We start from the raw sequence: 23,762 nt of genomic DNA on the forward strand, positions 1-23,762 counted from the left end.
TGACCTATCTGGACGCCTTGAAAGACGCTCCCCCGCACCGGCCGTACCCTCGTGAGTTGAGGGAGGAGCTTGCGGCGCAACCGATCCCGGCCGACGGGCGCCCCTTCGGAGACGTGCTCGCCGAGTTCCGCGAGAAGATCGCGCCCTACCCGTTCGGCAACGGCCATCCCCGCTTCCTGGCCTGGGTCAACTCGCCGCCGCACCCGGCCGGGATCGCCGCCGACGCGCTCGCGGCCGCGATGAACCCCAGTGTCGCGGGCGGCGACCACGCGGCCGTCCACATCGAACACCAGGTGGTGCGGTGGTTCGCCGACGCGGCCGGGTTCCCCGCGGGCAGCGGCGGCCTGCTGGTCAGCGGCGGCTCCACGGCCACGCTCACCGCGCTCGCCGTCGCCCGCCACCGGGCCGCCGCCCGCGCCGGGATCGACGTGCGCGCCGCCGGCCTCCAGGGTGACGCGCGGTTCGCCGTCTACGTCGGCGAGGAGGGCCACGGCTCCGCGCGCAAGGCGGTGGAACTGCTCGGTCTCGGCTCGGCCTGGGTGCGTACCGTCGCGGTCGGCGGGGACTTCCGCATGGATCCCGACCATCTGCGTACGCTGATCGCCGCCGACCGGGCCCGGGGAGTGCATCCGGTGGCGGTCGTGGCCAGCGCGGGAACCACGAACACGGGCGCGATCGATCCGCTGGACGAGATCGCGGACGTCTGCGCCGAACTGGACGTGTGGCTGCACGTGGACGGCGCGTACGGCCTGCCCGCTCTGCTGTTCCTCGACGAGTACGCGCACCACCGCCCCGGTCTGTCGCGAGTGGACAGTATCGCCATGGATCCGCACAAGTGGCTGTACGCGCCGATCGACGCCGGCCTGGTCCTGCTGCGCGACCCGGCGCTCGCCCGGGACGCGTTCAGTCTCGTGCCGGCGTATCTGCGTACGGACGACGAGCCGTGGTTCAGCGAGTTCGGCTTCGAGCAGACCCGGCCGTTCCGGGCGCTGAAGATCTGGTTCCTCCTGCACCATCTCGGTACGCGCGGCTACGCCGACCTCATCCGGCACGACCTCGCGATGGCGGACCGCCTGGCCGCCGCCGTCGAGGCCGACGAGGACCTCGAACTCCTGGCCCGCGGGCTGAGCGTCGTCTGCTTCCGCGGCCGGCCCGCCGGAGTGCGGCTGGACGAGCTCGACGCGCAGAATCGTCGCGTACTCGCGGATGTGCAAAGGGACGCGTTCCTGGCGGGGACGACGGTGAACGGGGTGTTCGGGTTGCGGGCCTGCGTGGTGAACCCGGGGACGACGGCGGCGGACATCGACGCGGTGCTGGAGCTGGTGCGCTCGGCCGTCAGGCGCGGGCCGGCCGGACCGCCGGCCTGAGCTCGGGCCGCAGCAGCACGACCGTGCGGACCGCGACCGTCAGCCAGGCCGCGGCGAGGGCGAGGAAGCCGGCGCACGCCAGGACGCGCAGGGCGCCCGCACCGGTCTGGACGGCCAGCCCGGACAGGCCGGTGACCAGCGTGCCGACCGGGAACGTGAAGCTCCACCAGGTCAGCGCGAACGGCAACCCCGCCCGGGCGGTACGCACGGTCAGCGCGAGCGCGAGGGCCAGCCAGAACGCGGCGAAACCGGCGACCGGCAGGCCGTAGAGCACGGCGAAGACCTCGGCGCCGGTGGCGTAGGGCGCGGGCAGCGTGCCGTGGGCGGCGACCGCGAGCGCGTGCGCGGCGGTGATGCTCTGGCCGAGCGGCCCGAGCACGATCCACAGCGTGGGTACCAGCGCGGCCGGCCCGAGGTGGTGGTGCACGAGGCGCTGCCACAGCTGCGGCAGGACGATCAGGGTCGACAGGGCGGAGACGCCGAACAGCGCGGAGCAGACCACCACGAGCCCCTGGGCCAGCCCGTGATCGGGCACGTACGCGACGAGCAGCGCCCCGTTGGCGGCGGAGACCATCGGCGGCACGAGCGGCATCAGCCAGCCGCCGAAGGCCGCGTCCGGTCCGATCCGGTGCCGGGTCATCATCTGGTACGGGATGGCGACGGCCACCACGAGGCCGCCGAGCGTACCGGCGAGCCAGAGGGCGGCGGCCAGCGCGACCGCGGCGGACCCGAGGAGATCCCGGCCGAGGAGCAGGGCGCCGCCGCCGACCGTCATCAGGGCCATCGGCGGCGCGCCCCAGTACTGGGAGAGCACGGGATCCGCGTAGCTCCTCGGCCGGTCTCCCCGGGGCCGGTCTTTCTGGAGGCGTTCTCTTGCCCGATTCAAGAGCCAGCCGGCGGTCAGTGCGACCAGCAGACCGGCCGCGAGCAGCCACACCCCTGTCGCCGCCGTACGCAGTCCGGGCAGCCGGACGGGCAGCCCGGCGGCGGCCGTGGCGACGATGCCGGTGCCCATCACCATCGCGTACCAGTGCGGGCCGGGGCGGGTCTGCTGGTTGCTCATGCCTCCAATCTGCCGACCCGACGGCGCGGCCGGTAGACCTCGATCATCTTCCAGGTCATAACCTCTGGTTATGCCTTTGCCGCCCGAGGTCGCCGATCTGACCAGCTACGACCTGCTGCTGTCGGTCGCCCGGCTCGGCAGCCTCGGCCGGGCGGCCGCCGAGCACGGCATGTCCCAGCCGGCCGCCAGCGCCCGCCTCCGGCAGCTCGAACGGGCCCTCGGCGTCCAGCTCCTGCGGCGCTCGCCGCGCGGCTCGACGCTCACCGACGCGGGCGCGCTCGTCGTGGACTGGGCGCAGGCGGTGCTGGACGCCGCGTACACGCTGGCCACCGGGGCCGCGTCGCTGCGCTCGGCCCGCCACGGCCGGCTCCGCGTCGCGGCCAGCCAGACGGTGGCCGAGTACCTGCTGCCCGCCTGGCTCGTCACCCTGCGCTCCGGGCGGCCCGAGCTGACCGTCAGCCTGCGCGCCGCCAATACCGCCCAGGTGGTCGAGGCCGTGCACGCGGGCGACGCCGATCTCGGCTTCATCGAGGGCCCGCAGGTCGCCGCCGGGCTGCGGGCCCGCGACATCGCCGCCGACCGCCTGCTCGTCGTGGTCGCCCCGGGCCACCCCTGGACCCGGCGCCGCCGTCTCGGCCTCGGCGAGCTGGCGGCGGCACCGCTGATCATGCGCGAACAAGGCTCGGGTACGCGGGCCGCGCTGCTCGCCGCCCTCGCGGCCCACGGGATCGGCGAGGTCGCCGAACCGCTGCTGCAGCTGTCGTCGACGACCGCGATCAAGCATGCCGTGGCGGCGGGCACCGGGGCGGCCGTGCTCAGTTCGCTGGCGGTGAGCGCCGAACTGCGTACGGGTGCCCTGGTGGCGGTCGACGTGCCGGGGCTGGCGCTGGAACGCGTACTGCGGGCGGTCTGGCCGACACGGCAGCCGCCGGGCGGTCCCGCCGCCGACCTCCTCGCGATCGCGACCACCCGGGCCGGATCTCGATCAACTGGGTCTAAGCTCGCGCGATGACGCACGAGCGGGAGATCACCGAGCCGGTCGACCTGTGCGCGGGGGCCCGGCTCAACCCGGCGGCCGTCGGCTGGAGCCGTACGCCGCTGCACCGGTCGAACCTGCGCGGCTGGGGCCGGGTGAAGCGCTGGGAGTACTGGGGCGTCGTCACGCCGACGCACATCCTCGGCCTGACCGCCTCCTCCCTCGACTACGCCGGGGTGCACGGGATCTACGTGCTCGACCGGGCGACCGGCGAGGAGTTCACCCGCGACGCGGTGGTCCCGTTCGCGGCGAACACGAGCTTCCCCGACGTCAGCGGCGCCGGCCCGGTACGCGCCCGCGGCGGCGGATTTCAGCTGGCCATCGACCAGAACCCGACTGGGAGCACGATCACGGCGAGCGCGCCCGGTTTCGCAATAGACCTGACGGTCCCGCTGCCGCCCGGCCACGAATCGCTGAGCGTGGTGATCCCGTGGAGCGCGCGGCGCTTCCAGTACACCGTCAAGGATCTGGGTCGCCCCGCGACCGGCACCCTGACGCTGAACGGCCGGACGGTCGCCGTCGACGACGCGTTCGCGGTCCTCGACCACGGCCGCGGCAAGTGGCCGTACGCGATCCGCTGGAACTGGGCGGCGGGCTGCGCTCCCGGCCGGGGCGTCCAGCTCGGCGGCCGCTGGACGGACGGCACCGGGCTCACCGAGAACGGGCTGTTCGTCGACGGCCGCCTGCACAAGATCGGATCCGACCTCCGGTGGGAGTACGACCGGGCGGACTGGCTGCGGCCCTGGAAGATCACGGGTGAGCGGGTCGAGGCGGCGTTCCACCCGTTCCACGAACGGGTCGCCAAGACCAACCTCGGCATCCTCGCGAACGAGACGCACCAGTGCTTCGGCGAGTTCAGCGGCTGGGCGGAGGCGGACGACGGCGAACGGGTACCGCTGGACGGCCTCACCGGCTGGGCGGAAGAAGCCCGCAACCGCTGGTGACCCGCCCCCAGCTCCCCCTTGCGCCCACCCCTCCCCCTGCGCCAAGCGCCAAGCGCCAAGATCCCGTTTGGATCAGGGAAATCACCCGAATCTTGGGCCATGATTCGGGTGATTTCCCTGATCCAAACGGGATCTTGGGGGTGCTCTTTCGGGGTGGGCGGGGTTACAGGGTGGGAAGGCCGAGCCAGAGGGCGAGGGCCTTGGCCGGCTCCGCCGGGTCCGCGTCCGCCGACGACGACGCCCAGGCCACGTAGCCGTCGGGGCGTACGAGGAGGGCTCGCAGATCACTGCCCTCCACAGTGGAGCTGAGCACCTTCAGCCGGTCCTCGTAGCCCGCGGCGGTCTCCCCGAGTGACCCGCCGGTCAGGTCGATGAGCAGTGCCCGGCCCTCGTGCAGGTGGTCGGCCAGCCGCGTACCGTCGGCGAAGGCCAGGTCGGGGGCGCTCCGGCCGGTCAGCGGGTGGTCGCCGGGCAGGTCGTAGCCCTGCCACACACCCGCGATCTTCTTCGCCAGGTAGGTCGCTCCGTCCATCGTGGACGCCAGATCGCCGAGCACCGCGCGGATCGCCCGCGCGTGCCGGTCCGGGCGCATGACGGCGATCTGCGCGCGCGTCCAGTCGAGCACCCACGCCCCGATCGGGTGGCGCTCGGCCGTGTACGTGTCCAGCAGGTCCGCGGGCGCCCAGCCGCGTACGGTCGCCGCGAGCTTCCAGCCCAGGTTCACCGCGTCGCCGAAGCCCAGGTTCAAACCCTGCCCGCCGAACGGCGAGTGGACATGCGCGGCGTCGCCTGCCAGCAGAACACGCCCCTTCCTGTACGCGGGAACCTGCCGGGCGTTGTCCGTGAAGCGGGTCACGGTCTGGATCGCCTCGACGGTCACCTCGACGCCGGTCACGCGACGGATGGCACCCTCCAGTTCGGACGGTGTGACGGCGGCGTCCCGGTCGGCCGGCGCCCCGCCGAACTCGGCCACCAGGATGCGGCCGGGGACGGGGCCGAACGCGTACACGCCGGTGTCGGTGATGTTCCAGCCGCCGCGCAGCCCCTCGGTCCCGGTCATCCGCGCGATCGCCTGGTACGCCGTGATCTCCGGTTCGGTGCCCGGGAACTCGAAGCCGGCCAGCTTGCGTACGCGACTGCGGCCGCCGTCGCAGCCGACCAGCCAGCCGGCCTCGATGTCGCCGGCGGTGGTCTGCACGACGACGCGGTCGGCGGTCTCGGTGAAACCGGTGACCTCGACGCCCCGGCGCAGGTCGACGCCGAGCTCGCCGGCCCGCTCCGCCAGCATCGCCTCCAGCGCCTGCTGGCCGATCATTCCCAGGCCCGCGATCGAGCTGTCGGCGGCCAGGTCGGGATCTTCCGGGTCGAGCGCGCCCGCGTCGAGCATGATGCCGCCGAAGTGCCCGGCGAACCGGGGCCGGGCCGGCGGCTGCGGCGCTGTTCCCGGGGCGGTGGCAGGGGCGCCCTGCGAGCGGAGGAACGCCGCCATCTGTTCCTGCGCCACGGCCCGGGCCTCCTCCAGCCGCGGCCGGAAGCCCCGGCGGTCGAGCGCCCGGATCGTCGGGTTGTTGATCGCCCCCGCCTTGATGGTCTGGTCGATGTCCGTCCGCCGCTCCACGACGACCACGTCGACTCCGGCCAGCCGCAGTTCGCAGGCGAGCATCAGGCCGACCGGACCGGCTCCGGCGACGATGACTTCGGCGTACTCGAGCATGATTCCTCCCCATGATCTTGCTGTCGCTAGAAACATACCGTCACTAAAATTTTTTAGCAAGTGTAGTTTCTGTTAGAGTCGGGAGGTGGACAGCGAACCCAGCTCCGACACCAGCTCTGACACAAGCCCTGACATCAGCTCTGAACCCGGCTCCGGGCTGGGGCTGCGCGAGCGCAAGAAGCGGCAGACCCGGCAGCTCATCGCGGACCTGGCGACCGGCTTGATCGTGCGGCGCGGGTTCGACGCGGTGACCGTGGCCGAGATCGCGGACGCGGCCGGCGTCTCGGTGAAGACGGTCTTCAACTACTTCCCGCGCAAGGAAGACCTCTTCTTCGACCGGTTCCCGCAGATGACCGAGATGGTCACGGCCGCCTTCCGGAACCGCGGCGACACCCCGCCGCTGGCGGCGCTGCGGCGGATGTTCCTCGACCTGCTCGCCCAGCGGCACCCCCTCAGCGGGTACGCCGAGCCCGGCTTCCAGGACTTCTGGCGGGTCGTGGTGGATTCGCCGAACCTGCAGAACCGGGCCCGGGAGTTCGTGCAGGAGTTCGAGGACCTCGTCGCCGCCCTGCTCGGCGAAGCCGAAGGGGCCGACCCGGCCGGTTTCCGCATCCGGTACGCGGCGGCCGCGATCGTCGCGGTCCACCGGACGGTGTTCCTCACCGGTGCCCGCCGCATCACGGCCGGCGAGGACCACCTCCTGGTCAACGCCGACCTGGTCCGCCTGTACAACGAGGGCTTCGACGCGATCGACCGCGCCCTCGCCGGCCTTGCCTCCTCCTGAGGTGGGGCTGGGAGAATCGGCGGATCAGGCGGGGGCGGTCGGCCGGGCGCCCGGTTACGCTCGCCTGCTTCCCATGGGAATCTGCTGCTCAGAGCGGTAAACCGAGAACGGGTGCCGCGCGTCTCCTCGACGTGGCACCCCGACTGCGCTCCGCCGACCCCGTCCTCGACGCGGGCCGGTCCGGCGCGTACGCCCCAGGGATGCAGATGCAGGACGCGGCCGATCCGCGCACGTGGGACGCCGACGAGGCGGTGACGCGCCTGTTCCGGGCGCACTACCGGCCGCTCGTCCGACTCGCGGCGCTGCTGACCGGCGATCCCGGGCGGGCCGAGGAGCTCGCCCAGGACGCGTACGTGGAGCTGCACGCGCGCTGGCGACGCCTCCGCGACACCGACAAGGCCCTGGCCTACCTGCGCCAGTGCATCGTCAACCGGTCGCGGTCCGTGCTTCGCCGGCGTCTGGTCAGCCAGCGGTACGCCGAGAGCCAGCCCCCGCCCGCGACGGTGCCGTCGGCGGAGCACGGGGCCCTCGCGGCGCTCGACCACGCGGGGATGATCGAGGCGCTCGGCCGGTTGCCGGAGCGCCAGCGGGAAGCCCTGATCCTGCGCTACTACCTGGACCTGTCCGAGGCCGACATCGCCGAGGCGATGGGCATCAGCCGGGGGGCCGTGAAGAGCCACTGTTCGCGGGGCCTGGCCGCGTTGCGACAGGGATGGGAGGTGACGTCATGACCGGGGATACGACCGGGAGCCGGCTGCCGGACCCCACCGAGTCGCGACTTCGGGCGGCCCTGGAGGCGCGGGCCGCCACGGTGGACGTCGCCCCCGACGCCCTGTCCGCGATCCGGGCGCGTACGCGTCGCCGCGGCTGGTGGCACCGAATCCGAGGAGGAGTCATGCCGCTCACGTTCACCTTCGGCGCGGCGTCGGCCGCCGCCGCGACGGTCACCGCCGTCGTCCTCTCGGCGGGCAGCTGCGCACCGCGGCCGGTCGCCACACCCTCCGGCCAGCCGCCGGCCGCCTCCGCCGAGTCCTCCGCTTCGCCCGCGGCCTCGCCGCCCGAGTCGCCGCCGAACCCATCCGGCGGTTCGACATCCGGAGGTTCGGCAGCTTCCGTGCCCGTCTACTACATCGGAAGCATCGGCGGCGTACCGAAGCTGTATCGGGAGTTCCACGCGCCGCCGCAGGCCCAGTCGGTCACCGACCGCGTGGGGTTCGCCGTGCGCACCATGCTCGACGGGCGTACCGCGTACGACCACGACTACATCAGCAGCTGGCCGGCCAGTACGCGGTTGCGCTCGGTCACGGTCGCGGGCGACACCACGACGGTCGACCTGTCCGGGGCGGCCGTGAACGCGTACGACCCGCCGACCGAGAAGGCCGCGCTGCAGCAGCTGATCTGGACCGTCACGGCCGCGAGCGGCGGTTCCGGCGTACGCCTGCTGCTCGACGGCAAGCCGGTCGGCAAGTTGTGGAATCTCCTGCCCGTGCAGGGGACGCTGCGCCGGGCGGCGGCCGTCGACACGCTCGCCCCGGTCTGGGTGATCGATCCGCAGCAGGGCGCCACCTACCCGGCCGGGCCGGTGACGATCAACGTCGCCGGGATCGTGTTCGAGGCGACGATGCGGGTACGCGTCCGCGACTCCGCCGGGAAGATCGTCTTCGACAAGTCGGTGCACCTGAGCGCCGGCCCGCCGACCCAGGGAACGGCCGTCGTACGCACCGGCGCCCTGACGGCCGGCACCTACACGGTCGAGGGCTTCTACATCTCGGCGAAGGACAGCTCGATCCAGGCGATGGACAACCACACGTTCACCGTCCGCTGAACCCGCGCTGCATCTCCGCCGAACCTCGACTGAACGCCGGCGGCGGTCACCCCCGTGTGGTTGATCACTCAACTGTGCGGAATTCATTTTTCGGTGCTAGGTGTAAAAGGGTGACCGTCGCCGATATGTACTTCGACCCCATGTGCCCCTGGGCCTGGATGACCTCACGCTGGCTGCTGGAGGTGGAGCAGGTCCGGGACGTCCGGATCACGTTCCGCGTCATGAGCCTGTCCGTGCTCAACGAAAACCGCACCGAGCTGCCGGAGCGGTACAAGGAGATGCTCTCCCGCGGCTGGGGCCCGGTACGCGTCGCCATCGCCGCCGAGGAGAAGTTCGGCAACGAGGTGCTGCGCAACCTGTACACCGCCCTCGGCAAGCGCATCCACCTCGACAAGCACCCGCTCGACCGGGACCTCTACCTGGCCGCGCTGGCCGAGGTCGGGCTGCCGGCCGAGCTCGCCGACGCGGCGTACACCGACGAGTTCGACGAGGCGTTGCGGGCCAGCCACGAACGCGGCATGCGCCCGGTCGGCGAGGACGTCGGCACGCCGGTCGTGCACGTGCCCGGCCCGGACGGCGAGCAGATCGCCTTCTTCGGCCCGGTCGTCACCCCGGCCCCGAAGGGGGAGGCCGCCGGGCGGCTCTGGGACGGCGTCCTCGCGGTCGCCGGGACGGACGGGTTCTTCGAGCTCAAGCGCACGCGTACGCGCGAGCCGATCTTCGACTGAGCAGCGCCCGGGTTCGCCGGGTGGCGGTCGGCGACGACCGCGACCCGGCTGGCCGACCTGGCGCTCGGCCAGCCAGCACAAGTGGGGCGAGTACAGCCAGGAGCGCCGCCATGTGTGCTCTCTCAGGAAGGATAGCCTCGCAGCAGACCGTCCAGTTCGGACAGTTTGACCGCGACCGCTTTGGTCTGCCCCAGGCACAACAGCCAGGTCTCGCCGATGTCGCACCGCCGGGCCGGCGCGTTCAGCGCCAGCAGCGCGATGAACCGCCCCCGCGTCGCGACACCCAGCCAGCTCGTGCGGCCGCCGGGCACGCCGAGCAGCGCCAGCCGATGCCCCGCGTACGCGCCGACCTCGGCCCAGCCGTCGGCGATCCCGGTCGGCAGCGTGCCGGGTGCCGTCGGGCCGCCGCCGGCGGAGATCGCGTCGGGCGAGACCGCGATGAAGGCCGTGCCGCCGGACGAACCGACCCGGGACCCGCCGAGCTGGGAGGACTGGCCGCCCGACTGGACGCACAGCTGGCCGGAGCAGTCCCACACCCCGTAGCCGCCCTCCGCCGGGAGTTCCTGCTCGACCGCGAACGTCCGCAGGTCGTACAGCACCATCACGTCGGCGGACGGGCGGTGTTCCAGGGTGGCGAGCAGGTTGTGCGAGGCGTACAGGCCTTCGGCGCCGGGATGGACGCGGCCCAGGGTCCGCGCCGTGCCGTCCGCCGGAGCCAGGGCGCTCACGGTCCCGTCGGCGGCGACGAGCAGCACACCGTCCGGAGTGGACAATGCGTCGACACCGGCGGCGGACGGGCGGGTCCACCGCGCGGCACCGGTCACCGGGTCGAGCGCGGTCAGCCGCCCCTCCTCGCGTACCACGAACAATTCGCCCGCGCCGAGCAGCTCACCCGCGTGCTCCCAGACCTGCCGGCCGGTACGCGCGTCGTAGCCGCGTACCTCAGCGGCGAAGACCAAGTGGGTGCTGAGGTCGTTGAGGTCGCCGGCGCCGACCCGGGACACGTCGTCGGTGGCGACGACCGCCGTCCCCGGCGCCCCGCGCAGCTCCCGGAGCAGCCCTTCGAGCGGCATCGCCCACAGCATGCCGCCGCCGGCCGCGTCGTAGGCCGACAGCGTCTCCCCGGTCAGGTCGAGCCCGAGCGCGGTGTCCCCGACGAGCAGGGACTGCTGGTCCGAGGAGACCGGCCCGACCGCGCGTACGCTCGGCGCCGCGCCCGCGGGCTGCGAGGCGCTCGCGAGCAGGGTCGCCGCCACGAGCAGGGCCGCCACCACGTACCGCCGCACGTCGGGGCGCGGCGGCGCCGGCGCGGGCTCGAAGTCCTCGTGGTCGCCGAGGTCGATGACCGTCACGAAGGGAGGGTAACGCCGATCCGCGGCGCGGTGGAGGCCCGCTGCAGCCGGGCCAGCTCCTCGGGCGTCCCGATGGCGGCCCGGTGCTCGGGATGGTCGGCGTACTCGCGGATCGCCGCCGCCAGGAACTCCGGCCGCACATGGAACAGGTACGCGGGCACGGTCGCGGTCCACAGCACGCCGTACTGGTTCACCCGGCGCAACGAGAACCGTAGGACCCAGCCGCGTTCCGGCACCATCGGCAGCGGACGCCCCGCGACGAAGTCGCCCCACGCGTACTCCCGCCGCCGCAGGGTCCGGACGGTCAGCCCGGCCGGGGTCAGGCGTACGCGGGGCCGGCCGGAGAGGATGAGGTAGGCCGCCATCACGCCGAAGACCAGGGCGTTCACGACGAGGGACAGGAGGAGCGAGACCGGATCGGTGACGAACCGCGCTTCGGCCCGGTCCGGTACCCCTTCCACCATCAGCAGGCCGGGCGAGCTCATCATCGCGATCACGACGACGGCGCTCAGGAGGTTCCCCGCGGCGGCAGGCGCCTCGAAACCGCCGTCGCGCAACGTGAACGTGGCGCGCGGCCGGCTTCGCCACAGCAGCCAGCCGTACACGGGCAGCGGCAGGGCCGCCAGCAGGATCGGCCCGAGCCCGGTCAGCGTGTACACCACGACGAACGGCAGCTCGCGGTGCGACCGGCCGAACGGGATCCCCCAGAGCGGCGCCACCGTACGGACCGCCACCGCGTACAGGCCGCAGAGGACGAGCAGGAGACGCAGGGCGCGGGGGGACATGCCCCGCAGCATAGGGGGCGTGGTCACTCCCCGGCCGCCACCGCCTGGAGTCTTGCCAGTTCGGCGGGGGTGCCGATGGCCGTCCGGTGCTCCGGATGCTCCCCGTAATGGCGGATCGCCACCGCGACGACACCGGGCCGTACGTGCAGCAGCCCGACCGGGACGTCCTCGGTGACGGCGTACCCGCCGATGCCCAGCGGGGGCAGGTTCAGCCGGACCGCAAGCCGCCCGCGACGCGCCCGGCCGTGCGGGTGGCCGGGGGTCACGAGCTCCCAGGGGACGTGCCTCGACCGCCGGACCCGCTCCCACACGGTGAAGCCGGTCGGATCGAGGCGGAGCACCGGCGTACGCAGGACGAGGAGCACGATCGCGGCCGTGAGCGGCAGGAGCGCGTACGCGGCGGCGAAGCCGAGCGCGCCACCGCCGAGGTCCAGCCGGAGCGCCTGCGTCGTCTCGTCGCGATGCCGGGGCCAGCCGTCGCCGAGGAGTTGGAGCACCATGATGGCCGCGATCCCGGGCGGTACCGGGCTGGCCGGCGCCACGAATCCACCATTGTGGACGATCAAGGTGCCGTACGGCCGCGCGATCCACACGAGCAGCCCGAACCCGGCCAGCGGCACGGCCAGCGCGGCCACCTGCGCCGCGAGGTACCCGAGGTCACCGGTGTCGTAGCGGTCGAACCGGTCGGCGAAGCGCAGACCGTCGAGGCGGATCACGACCACCAGGCGGGCTACGCCGCCGAGCACGCCGAGCGCGAATGCGGCGGTCCGGAGGGTTCGGGGCGACACGCTTCGGAGCGACAGGCTTCGGAGTGACAGGCTTCGGAGTGACACGGCGGCAGTGTAGAACCCGCCGCTCACCAGCCGCTTGCCCACTCAGCGTACCCGGAACGTGTACTGCCCGTGTCGGACCTTGGATCGAAGTCTGTACGCCACCTGTACGCCGTCTTACCGTTGGATCAACACCTTTCGCTCCCTACCCCTTTACACGGCCCCCTTCACCAGGAACAAGGCCCCTTCACAAGGAATGAGGTGCGTGATGAGCCCCGCCAAGAAGTACGGTTTCAGCAGCGCCGGGGTCGGCGTCGTGCTCGCGGTCCTCTTCTTCATCCTCTACGGCAGCGACACCAGCGGCTCGAACGCGACGGCGTACCTGGCCGCGGCGATCGTGTGCCTCGTCGCGGGTGCGGCCGGCCTGCTCATCGGAGTGTTCGCCCAGTAGCCGCCCGGCCCAGCCCGCCACGTTAGTCGCGGAAGTTCTCCGCGATGTGGACGGAACTGGTGAAATGGGATGGTGCGGTTCGCGATCGAGCACGTTCTGGCCGAACCTCAGCTGTCCCAAGCCTGGCGCCTGTACGCCGACGCCTTCGCCCAGCTGCGTACGGCGGCGATGCAACGGCACGTGATGTCGCGGCCGGAGTTCGACGCGGTCATGGCCGACCGGCGGGTCGAGAAGCACCTGGCGATCGACAACGGCGCAAGCGGCAACAGCGCAGGCGGCAACAGCGCTACCGACAACGGCGCCGGCGAGACGATCACCGGTCTCGCCACCTTCACCAACGTCCTGGAGGCCATGCCGCTGGTCTCCCCGGAGTTCTTCGCCCACCGCTGGCCCGACCAGTACGCCCGCCACCAGGTCTGGTACCTCGGGTTCTTCGCGATCCACGAGGAGTACCGCAGCACCGGCATCTTCGAGACCGTGATCGCCCAGATGTGGGCGCACGTCCAGGCCGGTGGCGGGGTGGCCGCGCTGGACGTCTGCGGGGTCAACGCCCAGCTCGGGCTGCCCCAGGCGATCACGCGTACGCTGCGCGAGCTGAGTCCGGAGGTCCTCGCCGGCCAGGTCGACACCCAGACGTACTGGGCCTTCGAACTGCGGCCCCGGTCCTGAGAAGCGGCCGATCCTGAGAAGCGGGCCGGCGCTCAGGCGGCGATCTGGACGGCGCCGGGCGACCAGAGCGCGGCGAAGGTCTCGGCGTCGACGGCCCGCCCCCACAGCCAGCCCTGCCCGTGGCGTACGCCCACCCGGGCGAGCAGGTCGCGCTGGTGTTCGTCCTCGACGCCCTCGGCGACCACCGACAGCTGCAGGGCGCTGCTCATCGCGACCACGGCCCGCACGATCGCCTCGTCCTCGGGGTTGTGGCCGAGGCCGACCACGAACGACTTGTCGATCTTCACACCCGTCACCGGGTAGGTACGCAGGTAGCCGAGCGCCGAGAAGCCGGTGCCGAAGTCGTCCACGACCAGGCTCAGACCGAGGTCGCGCAGGGACCGCAGGGCCTGGTCGGCGCCGCTTGTGGGGTCGATCATCACCGACTCGGTCAGCTCGACGACGACCGATGCGGCCGGCAGCCGGTGCCGTCGCAGCGCCGCCGACAGCTCGCCGGCCAGCCGCGGGTCGCGCAGCTGGCGCGGCGAGACGTTGATCGACATCCAGAAGTCCTCGCCGACCGTGCCCGCCGCGCGCCACTGGGCGAGCTGGCGCATGGCCTCGTGCATGACCCAGCGGCCCAGCTCGATGATCAGCCCGGACTCCTCGGCGACCGGGATGAAGCTGTCCGGCCCGATCACGCCGCGCGTCGGGTGGGTCCACCGGATCAACGCCTCGGCGCCCACGATCCGGCCGCCGGCCAGCTCCACCACCGGCTGGAACTCCAGGTGCAGGCAGCCCGCGGCCATCGCCTCGCGCAGGGCCAGGTCGATCTCGATCCGCTCCTGTACGCGGTCGCGCATCACCGGGTCGAACATCGCCCAGTTGTCGCGTCCGTTCGCCTTGGCCTGGTACATCGCGGTGTCGGCGTCGCGCAGCAGGTCCTCGGCGGTCACGTCGTGCTCGGGCCCGGTCGAGTGCGCGATCCCGATCGACGCCGAGATCACGACGTCGACGGTCGGCATCTTCAGCGTCTTGCGGATCGTGCGCAGGATGTCGTCGGCGAGGCGTACGGCGTCGTGCCGGGCGGCCCCGTAGGCGACCACGAACTCGTCACCGCCGACCCGGGCGATCGCGGCCGAGGCCGGGGCGCACTGCCGCAGCCGGGCGGCCACCTCGGTGATCACCTGGTCGCCGGCCCGGTGCCCGCGCGAGTCGTTGACGTACTTGAACCCGTCCAGGTCCAGGAAGAACACCCAGACCTGCTCGTCCGGCCCGGCCTGGGCGAGCAGCGTACGCACCTCGGCGAACCACCGGGCCCGGTTCGGCAGGCCGGTCAGCGGGTCGTGGGTCGCCTGGTACTCGTACTGCTCCTGGGCGGCCGCGTAGCCGCGGACGGCGGAGACCGCCCGGGCCAGCACGAGCCCGACGAGCGCCGCCCCGCCGACCGCCAGCAGTACGCGTTCCAGCGTCGACGGATGCCCGATCGCGACGGCGAGGACGAACGGGACGACCAGGGCGGGCAGGATCAGCACGAGCCGGCGCAGGGACCACGCCTGGACCGGCAGGCTCTCGTCGCGGCCGATGTCGACCATCGTCGGGTGCAGTCCGGCCCCGCCGACGAGCGTGAAGCCGAGCAGGAACGGCAGGTCGAGCAGGGGCGAGCCGGTCAGCCGCCCCGCCGTGCCGATGATCGCGTACGCGATGTCGCCGACGAGCATGAGCGACATGCACGAGATGAGCATGTAGTAGCTGGGTCCCCGGCGGGCGGTGGCGAAGGCGAGATTGAGCACCAGCAGCACGAGGACGCCGTCGAGCAGCGGGTAGAGCCCGGCCAGCGCCGAGACCACGCCGTCGCGGCCGACGACCGAGGCGGCCGGGACCGCGAACAGGATCGCGAAGACGAGGGTGGCCCCGAGGCCGACGATCAGGCCGTCGATCACCGCGTGCCGCTTCACCCCGGTACGCGACCGCAGGAACCCGTTGAGCCCGATGAACATCAACGCGTACCCGGGGATGGTGAAGCAGTCGGCGATGACGCTGGCCGCGCCGGTCTCCTGGGCCCAGCCGCGCAGCAGCGCACCGGTGGTGAAGAAGAAGCAGGCGGCGGCGAGGAACCACCATGGATGGCGCGGCGACGGGCGGTACCGGTGCACCCCGTACACGATCGACAGCCCGGCGCCGACGCCGATCACCGAGAACGACAGCGCGGAGAGCCAGGCGGCCGTCGTCAGCGCGTACACGGCCGCCGCGGTGAAGCCGATCGCCAGAAAGCCGGCCCACCCCCGCGCGCGCCCGGTCACCCGGTCGGTGCCGGGAACGGTCGCGTGTGACATCGGCGTACCTCTTCTCACCAGGGCCGAGGCCGGCCCCGGACAAGCTCGGCCACTTTACCAATCACCGCCCTTGACCTGCCAAAACATTGTCAGACCGGCAACGCTCCCTTTTGCCATGAACAGGACACCAAGCTGGGAACCACCCCAACGTTGGCTCGGCGTTGCCTTCTCATCGTTCTTTCATCGCGTACGCGCGAAGCTGTGAACGTGCTGCTTCGTGACTCCCGGCGGACAGACCCCCGCAAAGCGCCGGTTCTGCGGAAAACACAGGCCCGGGCTTCGTCGACCGTGCGCTGGGTCGCCCGGTTCGTGGCCCTGACCGGTGCCATCGACGTGATCACCGCGCTCGCCCCGCCGGGGTGGCACCGGCTGCGGCTGCTGACGGAGGTGGTGCCGCTGGCCGGCGTACAGACGGCCCGCGCGGTCACGATGGCGGTCGGGCTGCTCCTGATCTACCTCAGCGCCGGGCTGCGCCGCCGGACCGCCGAGGCGTGGTACCTGGCCGTCGCCCTGGCCTGCGCGAGCGTGGTGCTGAACGTGGTCAAGGGCCTGGACCTGGACGCCGCCGCAGTCTCCGGAGTGGTGCTCGCCCTGCTGGTCACCTCCCGGGCGGACTACACGGCGCGACACCACTGGACCAGCCGCTGGCGGGCGGCCCTGGCGTTCGGCGGGTTCGCCGCGGCGGGACTGGCGATCGGGGTGGCCGAGATCGGCGTACGCGCCCGTGCGCTCGCCCCCGGGCAGCCGTGGCGGCTCTGGTTCCTCCAGTCGGCCGAGGGCATGGCCGGCGTCACCGGTCCGCTGCGGTTCACCCGGCCGGCCGTCGCGGACGCCGTCTCCGTGACGACCGGCGTGCTCGGACTGCTGGCTCTCGGCGTACCCCTGGTGATGCTCTTGAAGCCGCGCGGGCGGCGGCCGGGGCACTCCGGCGAGGACGTCGAGCGGATCGCCGGACTGCTGGCCACCCACGGCGCGCAGGATTCGCTGGGGTACTTCGCGCTGCGCGCGGACAAGTCGATGGTCTGGTCGCCGTCGGGCAAGGCGGGCGTCGCCTACCGGGTGATCTGGGGCGTGAGCCTCGCGTCGGGCGACCCGATCGGCGACCCGGAGGCGTGGCCGGGCGCGGTCGACGCGTGGCTGGCCGACTGCCGGGCCCACGGCTGGACGCCGGCCGTGCTGGGCTGCGGCGAACGGGCCGCCCACCTGTACGCCAAGCACGGCCTCGACGCGATCGAACTGGGTGACGAGGCACTGGTCGACGTGGACTCCTTCGCGCTGGAGGGCCGCCCCATGCGCGCGGTACGCCAGGCGGTCGGCCGCGTCGAGCGCGCCGGCTACACCTGCGAGGTGGCGCGGCAGCGGGACCTGAGCCCGGCGGCGCTGGCCGAGGCCGGGCGGGCGTGGGGGCGGCTGCGCGACGGCGAGGTGGAGCGCGGCTTCTCGATGGCGCTGTCCCGGGTCGGCGATCCGGCCGACCGCGACTGCGTCCTCGTGCTCGCCCGCGACGCCGCCGGTACGCTGCGCGGCCTGCTCCAGTTCGTCCCGTGGGGATCGGACGGCCTGTCGCTCGACGTCATGCGGCGCGACCGGGCGAGCGACAACGGGCTCATCGAATACATGATCACGAACGTCCTGCGGCAGGCCCCCGCCCTCGGCGTACGCCGGCTGTCGCTGAACTTCGCCGTGCTGCGCTCGGTGTTCGCCCGGGGCGGCCGGATCGGCGCCGGTCCGATCCTGCGGGCCTGGTACCACGTCCTGCTGCTGGCCTCCCGGTACTGGCAGCTCGAATCGCTCTACCGGGCCAACGCCAAGTACCTGCCGGAGTGGCTGCCCCGGTTCCTGTGCTTCCCGTCGCTGGCCGACATCCCGCGGATCGGCCTGGTGGCGCTGCGCGCCGAGGCGTTCCTGACCGCACCCGCCCTGCTGCGCCGCCGCCCGATCCTCCCGCCGGCCCTTTCAGCAAAAGCAGCCCTCTCAGCGGAAGCAGCACTCACAGCGGAAGCAGCCCTCACAGCGGAAGCAGCACTCACAGCAAAAACAGCCCTCTCGGAAGCCTGTGCCTCCGAGCCGGCCCGCCTCCCATGACGCTCACCGGTACGCCGTTCATCCTGACCGCGTTCGCCGTCGCGGCCGCCGCCACCGGACTGCTCGCCTGGGCCTGGCGCCGGCTGCGCGGCCGCCTGATGCCGGTACGCGTCCTCGGCATCCTGGTGTGCGAGGCGCTGCTGCTCGTCGCGGTGGCCGCGGAGGTGAACCAGGCCGGCGACTTCTACCCGTCGTGGGCGGCGCTGGAAGGCAGCTCCACCACCGCCCAGCTGCCCCGCGCCCCCGCCGTCCACCTGAGCCGGTGGCTGGCGGGCCAGGCGGCCGCCGGGAGCAGGGACGGCCTCGTCTTCACGTGGCACACCGCCGGCCTGCCCGACTGGCGGCTCGCCGGTCCGCCCGTGGTGTACCTGCCGCCCGAGTCCTTCCAGGATCCGAGCCTGGCCGTGCCGGTGGTGGTCGTCGTGCAGCCGCCGGGCGCGCCGACGCCGACGGACGCGCTGCACCGGCTGGGCGTACCGGCGTGCGTCGTGTTCCTGCGCACCACCCGGGACGTCAAGGTGTCCGCGGTCTCGGCCGGGCTGCCGGAACAGCTCACCGGGGACCTGCCCGTGCTGGGCCACGGCTGGGCGGTCGTCGGGGTGGGCAGCGCCATGCCCGTCGCGGTCGACCTGCTGCGCGCCGACACGCTCCGGTTCCAGCCGCTCGCCCTGCTCCCCTCGCCGGGCGCCGCCGTGGACCCCACGCTGCTGCGGACCGCGCGCGTCGACGCGGGCACCGAGACCCACACCGCCGTCGACCTCACCGACGCGCTGATCTGGGCCGCGCAGCACACACCGGCCGCGCTCGCGCCGCCGCTCACCCTCACGCCCCTGCCGATGCCCTCCACGACCGTGCCGCCCGGCCCTCACCCGACGTCCTCCCGCACTCAGCCGTCCAGTACGCCACCCGCGTCGAAGAGCCCCTCACCCCAGAGCAAGCCACCGAGGAACACATGGCACCCGACAGTCTGACCACCCTGGTCGTCGCCCTCGCCGTGGCGCTCGCGGTCGCCGCCGGCACCGCTCTGTTCTGGGACCGCGTCCGCGGCTGGCCGCGGTTCGCCGCCCGCCCGCTCGCCGTGCTCCTCTGCCTCGCCACCGCCGCGGCCGCCGCCCTCGTCGGGGTCAACCACGAACTGGAGCTCTTCGGCTCGTGGTCGGAGGTGGTCGGCGCGCCGCCGCCCACCGCCGCCGACGGCCCCGGCCTCACCGCCGCCGAGCCCGGTCACGGGTCGGGCAGCCGGATCGTCTCCTTCACCGTGCACGGCAGGGCCAGTCACATCACCCTTCCCGTGTACGCGTACCTGCCGCCCGGGTATCAGGCGCACGGACCCCGGCTGCCGGTGATCGAGGCGCTGGACGGATTCCCCGGCAGCCCGCAGGCCTGGCTGAAGGCGCTGGCCGCCCCGGCCCACCTGGACGAGGAGATCGCCACCCGCCGGATGCCGCAGACGATCGTCCTGTTCCCGTACCAGACCGTCGACGCCCACCGTGATCTGGAGTGCACCGATGCGGTCGACGGCCCCGCGATGGACACGTTCCTCACGACGGACGTGCCGGCAGCGGTCGGCCAGCTGCTGCGCGTACGCACGGACGCGGCCGGCTGGGGCCTGATCGGCTACTCGGCCGGCGGCTTCTGCGCGGTGAACCTGGCGATGCGCCACCCCGACCGGTACGCCGCCGCGGCCAGCCTGTCCGGCTACTTCGAGGCGCTGACCGACTCGACGACCGGCGATCTGTACCACGGCCAGAAGGCGGTCCAGAACGCGAACTCTCCACTGTGGAGAATCGCGGCGCTGCCGGTGCCGCCGCTGTCGCTGTACCTGGCGACCGCCGAGGACGACCACTTCGAGTACAGCCAGATGGAGAAGTTCGCGGCACTGGCCAAGCCGCCGATGCGGCTGACCCTGGCGACCGTGCCGCTGGGCGGGCACAGCAAGAAGGTCTGGCGGCAGATGGAGGGGCCGGCGTTCGACTGGCTCGCGGCCCATCTCGCCGGCCCCCAACCCGATCAGCTCTACAGCGCGGGGAAGGCGCCCGGGGTCTCGTCCGCGTCGACCGCCAGGTGAGCGGGGCCGACGATGAGCGGATCGGGCGCCCCGACCACCTCCGTGTCCTTGTCCGCGTACGCGAACCGGCTCAGCACGTGCCGCATCGCCTCGATCCGGGCCCGCTTCTTGTCGTTGCTCTTCACCACCGTCCAGGGCGCGTCCGCCGTGTCGGTGTAGAAGAACATCGCCTGCTTGGCCTCGGTGTAGTCGTCCCACCGCTCCAGCGAGGCGAGGTCCATCGGCGACAGCTTCCACTGGCGTACCGGGTCGACCTGGCGGATCGCGAACCGGGTGCGCTGCTCGGCGTACGAGACGGAGAACCAGAACTTGACCAGGTGGACGCCGGAGCGCACCCACATCCGCTCCAGCTCCGGCGTCTGCCGCATGAACTCCAGGTACTCCTGCCGGCTGCAGAAGCCCATCACCCGCTCGACGCCGGCCCGGTTGTACCAGGACCGGTCGAACAGCACGATCTCGCCGGCCGCCGGCAGGTGTGACACGTACCGCTGGAAGTACCACTGGGTCCGCTCGCGCTCGCCCGGCTTCTCCAGCGCGACGACGCTCGCCCCGCGCGGGTTCAGGTGCTCCATGAACCGCTTGATCGTGCCGCCCTTGCCGGCCGCGTCGCGCCCCTCGAACACCACCACCAGCCGCTCGCCGGACGCCTTGATCCACTTTTGCAGCTTGAGCAGCTCGATCTGCAGCAGCCGCTTGTGCCGCTCGTACTCCGCGCGTTCCATCCGCCGGTCGTAGGGGTAGCTCTCCCGCCACGTGTCGACGGGCGAACCGTCGCCGTGCAGCAGGACCGGGTCGTCGTCATCGTCGTCCACGACCCGGTAGTCGCCGAGCTTGCTGATATCGAGTGAGTCCACGTGATTGTTCTACCCATATCCGGGCTACGCCACGTTGCCGCCCGGTGAACGGCGGGCGGCCTCGAACGGCAGCCGGTCGAAGATGAACCGGCTGTACGCGATCCGCCCGTCGCGTACCGTCACGTACTCGGCCGCCGGGGAGCTCGCCACCGGAACGGTCGCCGTGTCGTCCACGATGACCGCCGTGTCCTCGTCCCCGTACGCGCCGAGCAGCGCCGCCGAACGCAGGATCCTCGTGAAGGGCTCCAGGAACGCCCAGTACGCCGCCGCGCCCTCGATCCGGCCGGCCGGCGCGTCGCAGACGATGTCCTCGGCGACGCGAACTCGCCTTCATCGAGGCCCTGCAGCACCTGCCGCGGCGCCAGGCAGCCGCGCTCGTCCTGCGGGACGTGCTCGGCTTCGGCGGCGAGGAGGTCGCCGCGATGCTGGGAGTCGGCGCCTTCCTGGCCGCGTCCCGGAGCTGGCGGGCAGGCCGGCGCTTCTCCGTGTCGCCGAGGGCCGTCAACACCCAGCCCGCGTACGCGACGTTTCTGGACGGCGTACCGGCGGGTCTGTATGTGATCACAGTGGACGGTGACCGGATCGCGGCGCTGACCCGCTTCCTGGACCCCGGGCCGAGGTTTGCCGAACCGGCGCGCGGGTTAACAACGGAGGATGAGCGACCGGTGGTATTCGAAGGCGGTCATCTACTGCCTCGACGTGGAGACTTTCCAGGACTCCAACGGTGACGGGATCGGTGACTTCCCGGGCCTGGTGAGCCGCCTGGACTACCTGGCCAGGCTCGGCGTGACCTGCCTGTGGCTGCACCCGATCCATCCCACTCCCAACCGGGACGACGGCTACGACGTCACCGACTTCTACAACGTCGATCCGAAGCTGGGCACGCTCGGCGACTTCGCGACCCTGCTGCACGAGGCCGACCTGCTGGGCATCAAGGTGATCATCGACCTGGTCGTGAACCACACCTCCGACGAGCACCCGTGGTTCGTCGCGGCGCGCGGTTCGGCCGATTCGCCGTACCGGGACTGGTACGTCTGGTCCGACAGCGAGCCGTCCGACCGCCGGCAGGGCATGGTGTTCCCGGGCGAGCAGACCGAGACGTGGACCTACGACCGCCGGGCCCGGTCCTGGTACTACCACCGGTTCTACGACTTCCAGCCGGACCTGAACTTCCGCAACCCCCTGGTACGCCGGGAGGTCATGAAGATCATGACCTTCTGGCTGAAGCTCGGGGTCGCCGGCTTCCGCATCGACGCCGCCCCCTTCATCCTGGAGCTGACCGAGGCGGGCGTCGCGGACTGCCCGAAGGAGTTCACCTTCCTCACCGAGCTGCGCGAACACGCCCAGTGGCTGCGCGCCGACGCCCTGCTGCTGGCCGAGGCCAACGTCGAGGCGGACCGGATCCCCGAGTACTTCGGGGACGCCGGCGGCTCGGCCAACCGCCTGCACATGCTGTTCGACTTCCAGCTCAACGGCCGGTTCATGCTCGCCCTCGCCCGCGAGGAGCCCGAGCCGATCATCGAGGCGCTCAAGAGCACGCCCACCCTGCCGCAAGGTGCGCAGTGGGCGACCTTCCTGCGCAACCACGACGAGGTCGACCTCTCCCGGCTGACCGCCGACCAGCGCGACGAGGTGTTCGCCGCGTTCGGCCCCGACGAGAACATGCAGCTCTACGGCCGCGGCATCCGCCGGCGCCTCGCCCCGATGCTGGGCGGCGACCGGCGGCGGCTGGAACTCGCGTACGCGCTGCAGTTCTCCCTGCGCGGCACGCCCGTCCTGCGCTACGGCGAGGAGATCGGCATGGGCGACGACCTGAGCCTGCCCGACCGCCAGTCCATCCGTACGCCGATGCAGTGGTCCTTCCTCCCGAACGCCGGATTCTCCACCGCCGACCCGGTACGCCCGGTCGTCTCGTCGGGCGACTACGGCTACAAGAAGGTCAACGTGACCGACCAGCGCCAGGACCCGTCCTCGCTGCTGGCCTGGTTCGAGCGGATGATCCGGACCCTCCGCGAGGCACCCGAGATCGGCTCCGGCACCTGTACGCACGTCGACGTGCCCGCGCCGCGTACGGTGCTGGTGCACCGGGCCGACCACCACACCGGACGGATGGTGTTCCTGCACAACCTCGCCGACGAACCGGCCACGGTGGACCTCGGTACGCTGACCGCCGAGGCCGACCATCCCAACGACGTGCTATCCGATGTGGACTACGGCGGTCCCGTGGATCTGAAGTCCTTGAAAATCAACGGTTTCGGCTACCGCTGGATCCGCCTCAGCCGCGACACGGTCACCGGCGCACCCCCGATCTCCTGAGCGAATCCGGCAATCCTCGGCCCCTGCCGCCGTGGAGTGGTCGGCGGTGATCGAGTGCCCGGAATCTGTAGTAGTTGATCTCCATCGCTTGATCAAGAGCCCGGGAGCTGCACAATCAAGCCATTTTTGGCAGCATTCGGGTACTTGATCAAGCTTTGGCGCCGTGATCACGCCGAGCGCGCCTGCGGCCGGTGATCGTTTGCCGCCATGACGGCAGTCCCGGCCCCATCATCGTGATCAAATACCGTCAATACGGCAAGAAGGCGCTCTTCTGCCGCAATAGCGGTATTTGATCAACAGAGAGCGGCCGGAAACTACATCCTTCCTCTCAACCGGTCGGTGCAAGTGGGTCGTTGACCTTCTTGGTGCTGGCTGGTTGAGAGGGGTCGCGGGTGGCGAGGGCTCATGTGCTGACGGCGGATTTGCGGTTGGTGATCGAGAATCTGTGGCGGCAGGGTGCGACGTTCGAGGAGATCGCGGTAGCGGTCGGTACCGACTTTTCGACGGTGTGGCGGGAGTTGGATCGTCATAACTCGCATCGGCACGGGGTGAAGAATCCGCTGGGCTCGACGCGGGGCGGGTTGTATCGGTGGGGGTACACCGCACAGTGGGCACAGGAGAAGGCACAAACGGCTC

23 protein-coding genes are annotated in these 23,762 nt (G+C 71.9%); 15 read left to right on the plus strand and 8 right to left on the minus strand.

Annotated features, from left to right (window positions below; all coding sequences use genetic code 11):
- Positions 1–56: 56 nt before the first annotated feature.
- The gene (locus G401_RS52150) at positions 57–1,367 is read left to right on the plus strand and encodes a pyridoxal phosphate-dependent decarboxylase family protein (protein WP_169734317.1); all 1,311 of its coding nucleotides are present in this window, start codon (positions 57–59) and stop codon (positions 1,365–1,367) included.
- On the opposite strand, the gene G401_RS52155 is transcribed toward G401_RS52150, so the two are convergent.
- Positions 1,336–2,430 (minus strand): TDT family transporter, encoded by a 1,095-nt coding sequence (locus G401_RS52155; protein WP_051368031.1) that lies wholly within the window; start codon positions 2,428–2,430, stop codon positions 1,336–1,338. The genes G401_RS52150 and G401_RS52155 overlap by 32 nt on opposite strands.
- Positions 2,431–2,500: 70 nt before the next feature.
- Here G401_RS52155 and G401_RS52160 point away from each other — a divergent pair, with 70 nt between their 5' ends.
- Both G401_RS52160 and G401_RS0142385 read left to right on the plus strand, forming a co-directional pair.
- Positions 2,501–3,442, plus strand: coding sequence for a LysR family transcriptional regulator (locus G401_RS52160; protein WP_034594858.1), 942 nt, complete (start codon positions 2,501–2,503; stop codon positions 3,440–3,442).
- A complete protein-coding gene (locus G401_RS0142385) occupies positions 3,439–4,410 on the plus strand; it encodes a DUF2804 domain-containing protein (protein ID WP_027347275.1) in 972 nt (323 codons plus the stop codon). Before G401_RS52160 ends, G401_RS0142385 begins: the two co-directional genes overlap by 4 nt.
- Positions 4,411–4,573: 163 nt before the next feature.
- On the opposite strand, the gene G401_RS0142390 is transcribed toward G401_RS0142385, so the two are convergent.
- Positions 4,574–6,124: an FAD-dependent oxidoreductase gene (locus tag G401_RS0142390; RefSeq protein ID WP_034594859.1), complete on the minus strand. Its 1,551-nt coding sequence runs from the start codon at positions 6,122–6,124 to the stop codon at positions 4,574–4,576.
- An 85-nt stretch (positions 6,125–6,209) separates the two neighbouring features.
- Between G401_RS0142390 and G401_RS52165 the strand changes: the two genes are divergently transcribed.
- The 4 genes from G401_RS52165 to G401_RS0142410 all read left to right on the plus strand — a co-directional run bounded on the left by G401_RS52165 (position 6,210) and on the right by G401_RS0142410 (position 9,461).
- The gene (locus G401_RS52165; RefSeq protein ID WP_211240994.1) at positions 6,210–6,908 is read left to right on the plus strand and encodes a TetR/AcrR family transcriptional regulator; all 699 of its coding nucleotides are present in this window, start codon (positions 6,210–6,212) and stop codon (positions 6,906–6,908) included.
- Positions 6,909–7,039: 131 nt separating this feature from the next.
- Positions 7,040–7,639 (plus strand): SigE family RNA polymerase sigma factor, encoded by a 600-nt coding sequence (locus G401_RS0142400; protein WP_211240995.1) that lies wholly within the window; start codon positions 7,040–7,042, stop codon positions 7,637–7,639.
- Positions 7,636–8,733, plus strand: coding sequence for a GerMN domain-containing protein (locus G401_RS0142405; RefSeq protein WP_157546849.1), 1,098 nt, complete (start codon positions 7,636–7,638; stop codon positions 8,731–8,733). Before G401_RS0142400 ends, G401_RS0142405 begins: the two co-directional genes overlap by 4 nt.
- Positions 8,734–8,858: 125 nt before the next feature.
- Positions 8,859–9,461 (plus strand): mycothiol-dependent nitroreductase Rv2466c family protein, encoded by a 603-nt coding sequence (locus G401_RS0142410; RefSeq protein WP_027347279.1) that lies wholly within the window; start codon positions 8,859–8,861, stop codon positions 9,459–9,461.
- A 122-nt stretch (positions 9,462–9,583) separates the two neighbouring features.
- Here G401_RS0142410 and G401_RS0142415 read toward each other — a convergent pair whose 3' ends face one another.
- The 3 genes from G401_RS0142415 to G401_RS0142425 are packed head-to-tail and all read right to left on the minus strand — an operon-like array spanning position 9,584 to position 12,386.
- Complete coding sequence (locus tag G401_RS0142415; protein ID WP_027347280.1) at positions 9,584–10,813, minus strand: outer membrane protein assembly factor BamB family protein; 1,230 nt, start codon at positions 10,811–10,813, stop codon at positions 9,584–9,586.
- Entirely contained in the window at positions 10,810–11,598 is a 789-nt protein-coding gene (locus G401_RS0142420; protein ID WP_157546850.1) for a PH domain-containing protein, read from the minus strand. Before G401_RS0142420 ends, G401_RS0142415 begins: the two co-directional genes overlap by 4 nt.
- A 23-nt stretch (positions 11,599–11,621) precedes the next feature.
- The gene (locus G401_RS0142425; RefSeq protein ID WP_034594863.1) at positions 11,622–12,386 is read right to left on the minus strand and encodes a hypothetical protein; all 765 of its coding nucleotides are present in this window, start codon (positions 12,384–12,386) and stop codon (positions 11,622–11,624) included.
- Between the two features lie 250 nt (positions 12,387–12,636).
- Here G401_RS0142425 and G401_RS0142430 point away from each other — a divergent pair, with 250 nt between their 5' ends.
- Both G401_RS0142430 and G401_RS52170 read left to right on the plus strand, forming a co-directional pair.
- Positions 12,637–12,819: a hypothetical protein gene (locus G401_RS0142430; RefSeq protein WP_027347283.1), complete on the plus strand. Its 183-nt coding sequence runs from the start codon at positions 12,637–12,639 to the stop codon at positions 12,817–12,819.
- 69 nt (positions 12,820–12,888) lie between these two features.
- Positions 12,889–13,488: a hypothetical protein gene (locus tag G401_RS52170; RefSeq protein ID WP_051368032.1), complete on the plus strand. Its 600-nt coding sequence runs from the start codon at positions 12,889–12,891 to the stop codon at positions 13,486–13,488.
- Positions 13,489–13,520: 32 nt separating this feature from the next.
- Here the strand turns inward: G401_RS52170 and G401_RS0142440 are convergent, their stop codons facing one another.
- The gene (locus G401_RS0142440; protein WP_084558200.1) at positions 13,521–15,803 is read right to left on the minus strand and encodes a putative bifunctional diguanylate cyclase/phosphodiesterase; all 2,283 of its coding nucleotides are present in this window, start codon (positions 15,801–15,803) and stop codon (positions 13,521–13,523) included.
- Between the two features lie 207 nt (positions 15,804–16,010).
- On the opposite strand from G401_RS0142440, the gene G401_RS52175 reads away from it, so the two are divergent.
- From G401_RS52175 to G401_RS52185, 3 genes are read left to right on the plus strand one after another with little or no spacing between them, the layout of a single operon-like run.
- Positions 16,011–17,888: a phosphatidylglycerol lysyltransferase domain-containing protein gene (locus G401_RS52175; protein WP_245602100.1), complete on the plus strand. Its 1,878-nt coding sequence runs from the start codon at positions 16,011–16,013 to the stop codon at positions 17,886–17,888.
- Positions 17,885–18,859 (plus strand): superantigen-like protein SSL4, encoded by a 975-nt coding sequence (locus tag G401_RS54005; RefSeq protein ID WP_051368033.1) that lies wholly within the window; start codon positions 17,885–17,887, stop codon positions 18,857–18,859. Before G401_RS52175 ends, G401_RS54005 begins: the two co-directional genes overlap by 4 nt.
- A complete protein-coding gene (locus G401_RS52185) occupies positions 18,841–19,956 on the plus strand; it encodes an alpha/beta hydrolase (RefSeq protein ID WP_051368034.1) in 1,116 nt (371 codons plus the stop codon). The genes G401_RS54005 and G401_RS52185 overlap by 19 nt, the downstream gene beginning before the upstream one ends.
- On the opposite strand, the gene ppk2 is transcribed toward G401_RS52185, so the two are convergent.
- On the minus strand, positions 19,905–20,810 hold the full coding sequence (gene ppk2, locus G401_RS52190) for a polyphosphate kinase 2 (protein ID WP_051368035.1): 906 nt from the start codon (positions 20,808–20,810) through the stop codon (positions 19,905–19,907). The genes G401_RS52185 and ppk2 overlap by 52 nt on opposite strands.
- A 24-nt stretch (positions 20,811–20,834) precedes the next feature.
- On the minus strand, positions 20,835–20,984 hold the full coding sequence (locus G401_RS56575) for a hypothetical protein (protein WP_157546851.1): 150 nt from the start codon (positions 20,982–20,984) through the stop codon (positions 20,835–20,837).
- A 158-nt stretch (positions 20,985–21,142) separates the two neighbouring features.
- Here G401_RS56575 and G401_RS55485 point away from each other — a divergent pair, with 158 nt between their 5' ends.
- The 3 genes from G401_RS55485 to G401_RS55490 form a co-directional block, all read left to right on the plus strand.
- Entirely contained in the window at positions 21,143–21,538 is a 396-nt protein-coding gene (locus tag G401_RS55485) for a sigma factor-like helix-turn-helix DNA-binding protein (RefSeq protein ID WP_084558202.1), read from the plus strand.
- On the plus strand, positions 21,465–23,126 hold the full coding sequence (locus G401_RS0142470) for an alpha-amylase family protein (RefSeq protein ID WP_027347285.1): 1,662 nt from the start codon (positions 21,465–21,467) through the stop codon (positions 23,124–23,126). Before G401_RS55485 ends, G401_RS0142470 begins: the two co-directional genes overlap by 74 nt.
- A 392-nt stretch (positions 23,127–23,518) precedes the next feature.
- Positions 23,519–23,762, plus strand: a 244-nt coding sequence (locus tag G401_RS55490) for a helix-turn-helix domain-containing protein (protein WP_157546852.1), incomplete at its 3' end; no start/stop codon positions are given.

This window comes from Hamadaea tsunoensis DSM 44101, assembly GCF_000428945.1.
Classification (GTDB): Bacteria; Actinomycetota; Actinomycetes; order Mycobacteriales; family Micromonosporaceae; genus Hamadaea; species Hamadaea tsunoensis.

What these genes read in the sequence shown, in the direction of transcription:
- G401_RS52155 (WP_051368031.1), bottom strand. Translation starts at nt 2,430, where the DNA reads ATGAGCAACCAGCAGACCCGCCCCGGCCCGCACTGGTACGCGATGGTG.
- G401_RS52160 (WP_034594858.1), top strand. Translation starts at nt 2,501, where the DNA reads ATGCCTTTGCCGCCCGAGGTCGCCGATCTGACCAGCTACGACCTGCTG.
- G401_RS0142385 (WP_027347275.1), top strand. Translation starts at nt 3,439, where the DNA reads ATGACGCACGAGCGGGAGATCACCGAGCCGGTCGACCTGTGCGCGGGG.
- G401_RS0142390 (WP_034594859.1), bottom strand. Translation starts at nt 6,124, where the DNA reads ATGCTCGAGTACGCCGAAGTCATCGTCGCCGGAGCCGGTCCGGTCGGC.
- G401_RS0142405 (WP_157546849.1), top strand. Translation starts at nt 7,636, where the DNA reads ATGACCGGGGATACGACCGGGAGCCGGCTGCCGGACCCCACCGAGTCG.
- G401_RS0142410 (WP_027347279.1), top strand. Translation starts at nt 8,859, where the DNA reads ATGTACTTCGACCCCATGTGCCCCTGGGCCTGGATGACCTCACGCTGG.
- G401_RS0142420 (WP_157546850.1), bottom strand. Translation starts at nt 11,598, where the DNA reads ATGTCCCCCCGCGCCCTGCGTCTCCTGCTCGTCCTCTGCGGCCTGTAC.
- G401_RS0142430 (WP_027347283.1), top strand. Translation starts at nt 12,637, where the DNA reads ATGAGCCCCGCCAAGAAGTACGGTTTCAGCAGCGCCGGGGTCGGCGTC.
- G401_RS52170 (WP_051368032.1), top strand. Translation starts at nt 12,889, where the DNA reads ATGGTGCGGTTCGCGATCGAGCACGTTCTGGCCGAACCTCAGCTGTCC.
- G401_RS0142440 (WP_084558200.1), bottom strand. Translation starts at nt 15,803, where the DNA reads ATGTCACACGCGACCGTTCCCGGCACCGACCGGGTGACCGGGCGCGCG.
- G401_RS54005 (WP_051368033.1), top strand. Translation starts at nt 17,885, where the DNA reads ATGACGCTCACCGGTACGCCGTTCATCCTGACCGCGTTCGCCGTCGCG.
- G401_RS52185 (WP_051368034.1), top strand. Translation starts at nt 18,841, where the DNA reads ATGGCACCCGACAGTCTGACCACCCTGGTCGTCGCCCTCGCCGTGGCG.
- G401_RS0142470 (WP_027347285.1), top strand. Translation starts at nt 21,465, where the DNA reads ATGAGCGACCGGTGGTATTCGAAGGCGGTCATCTACTGCCTCGACGTG.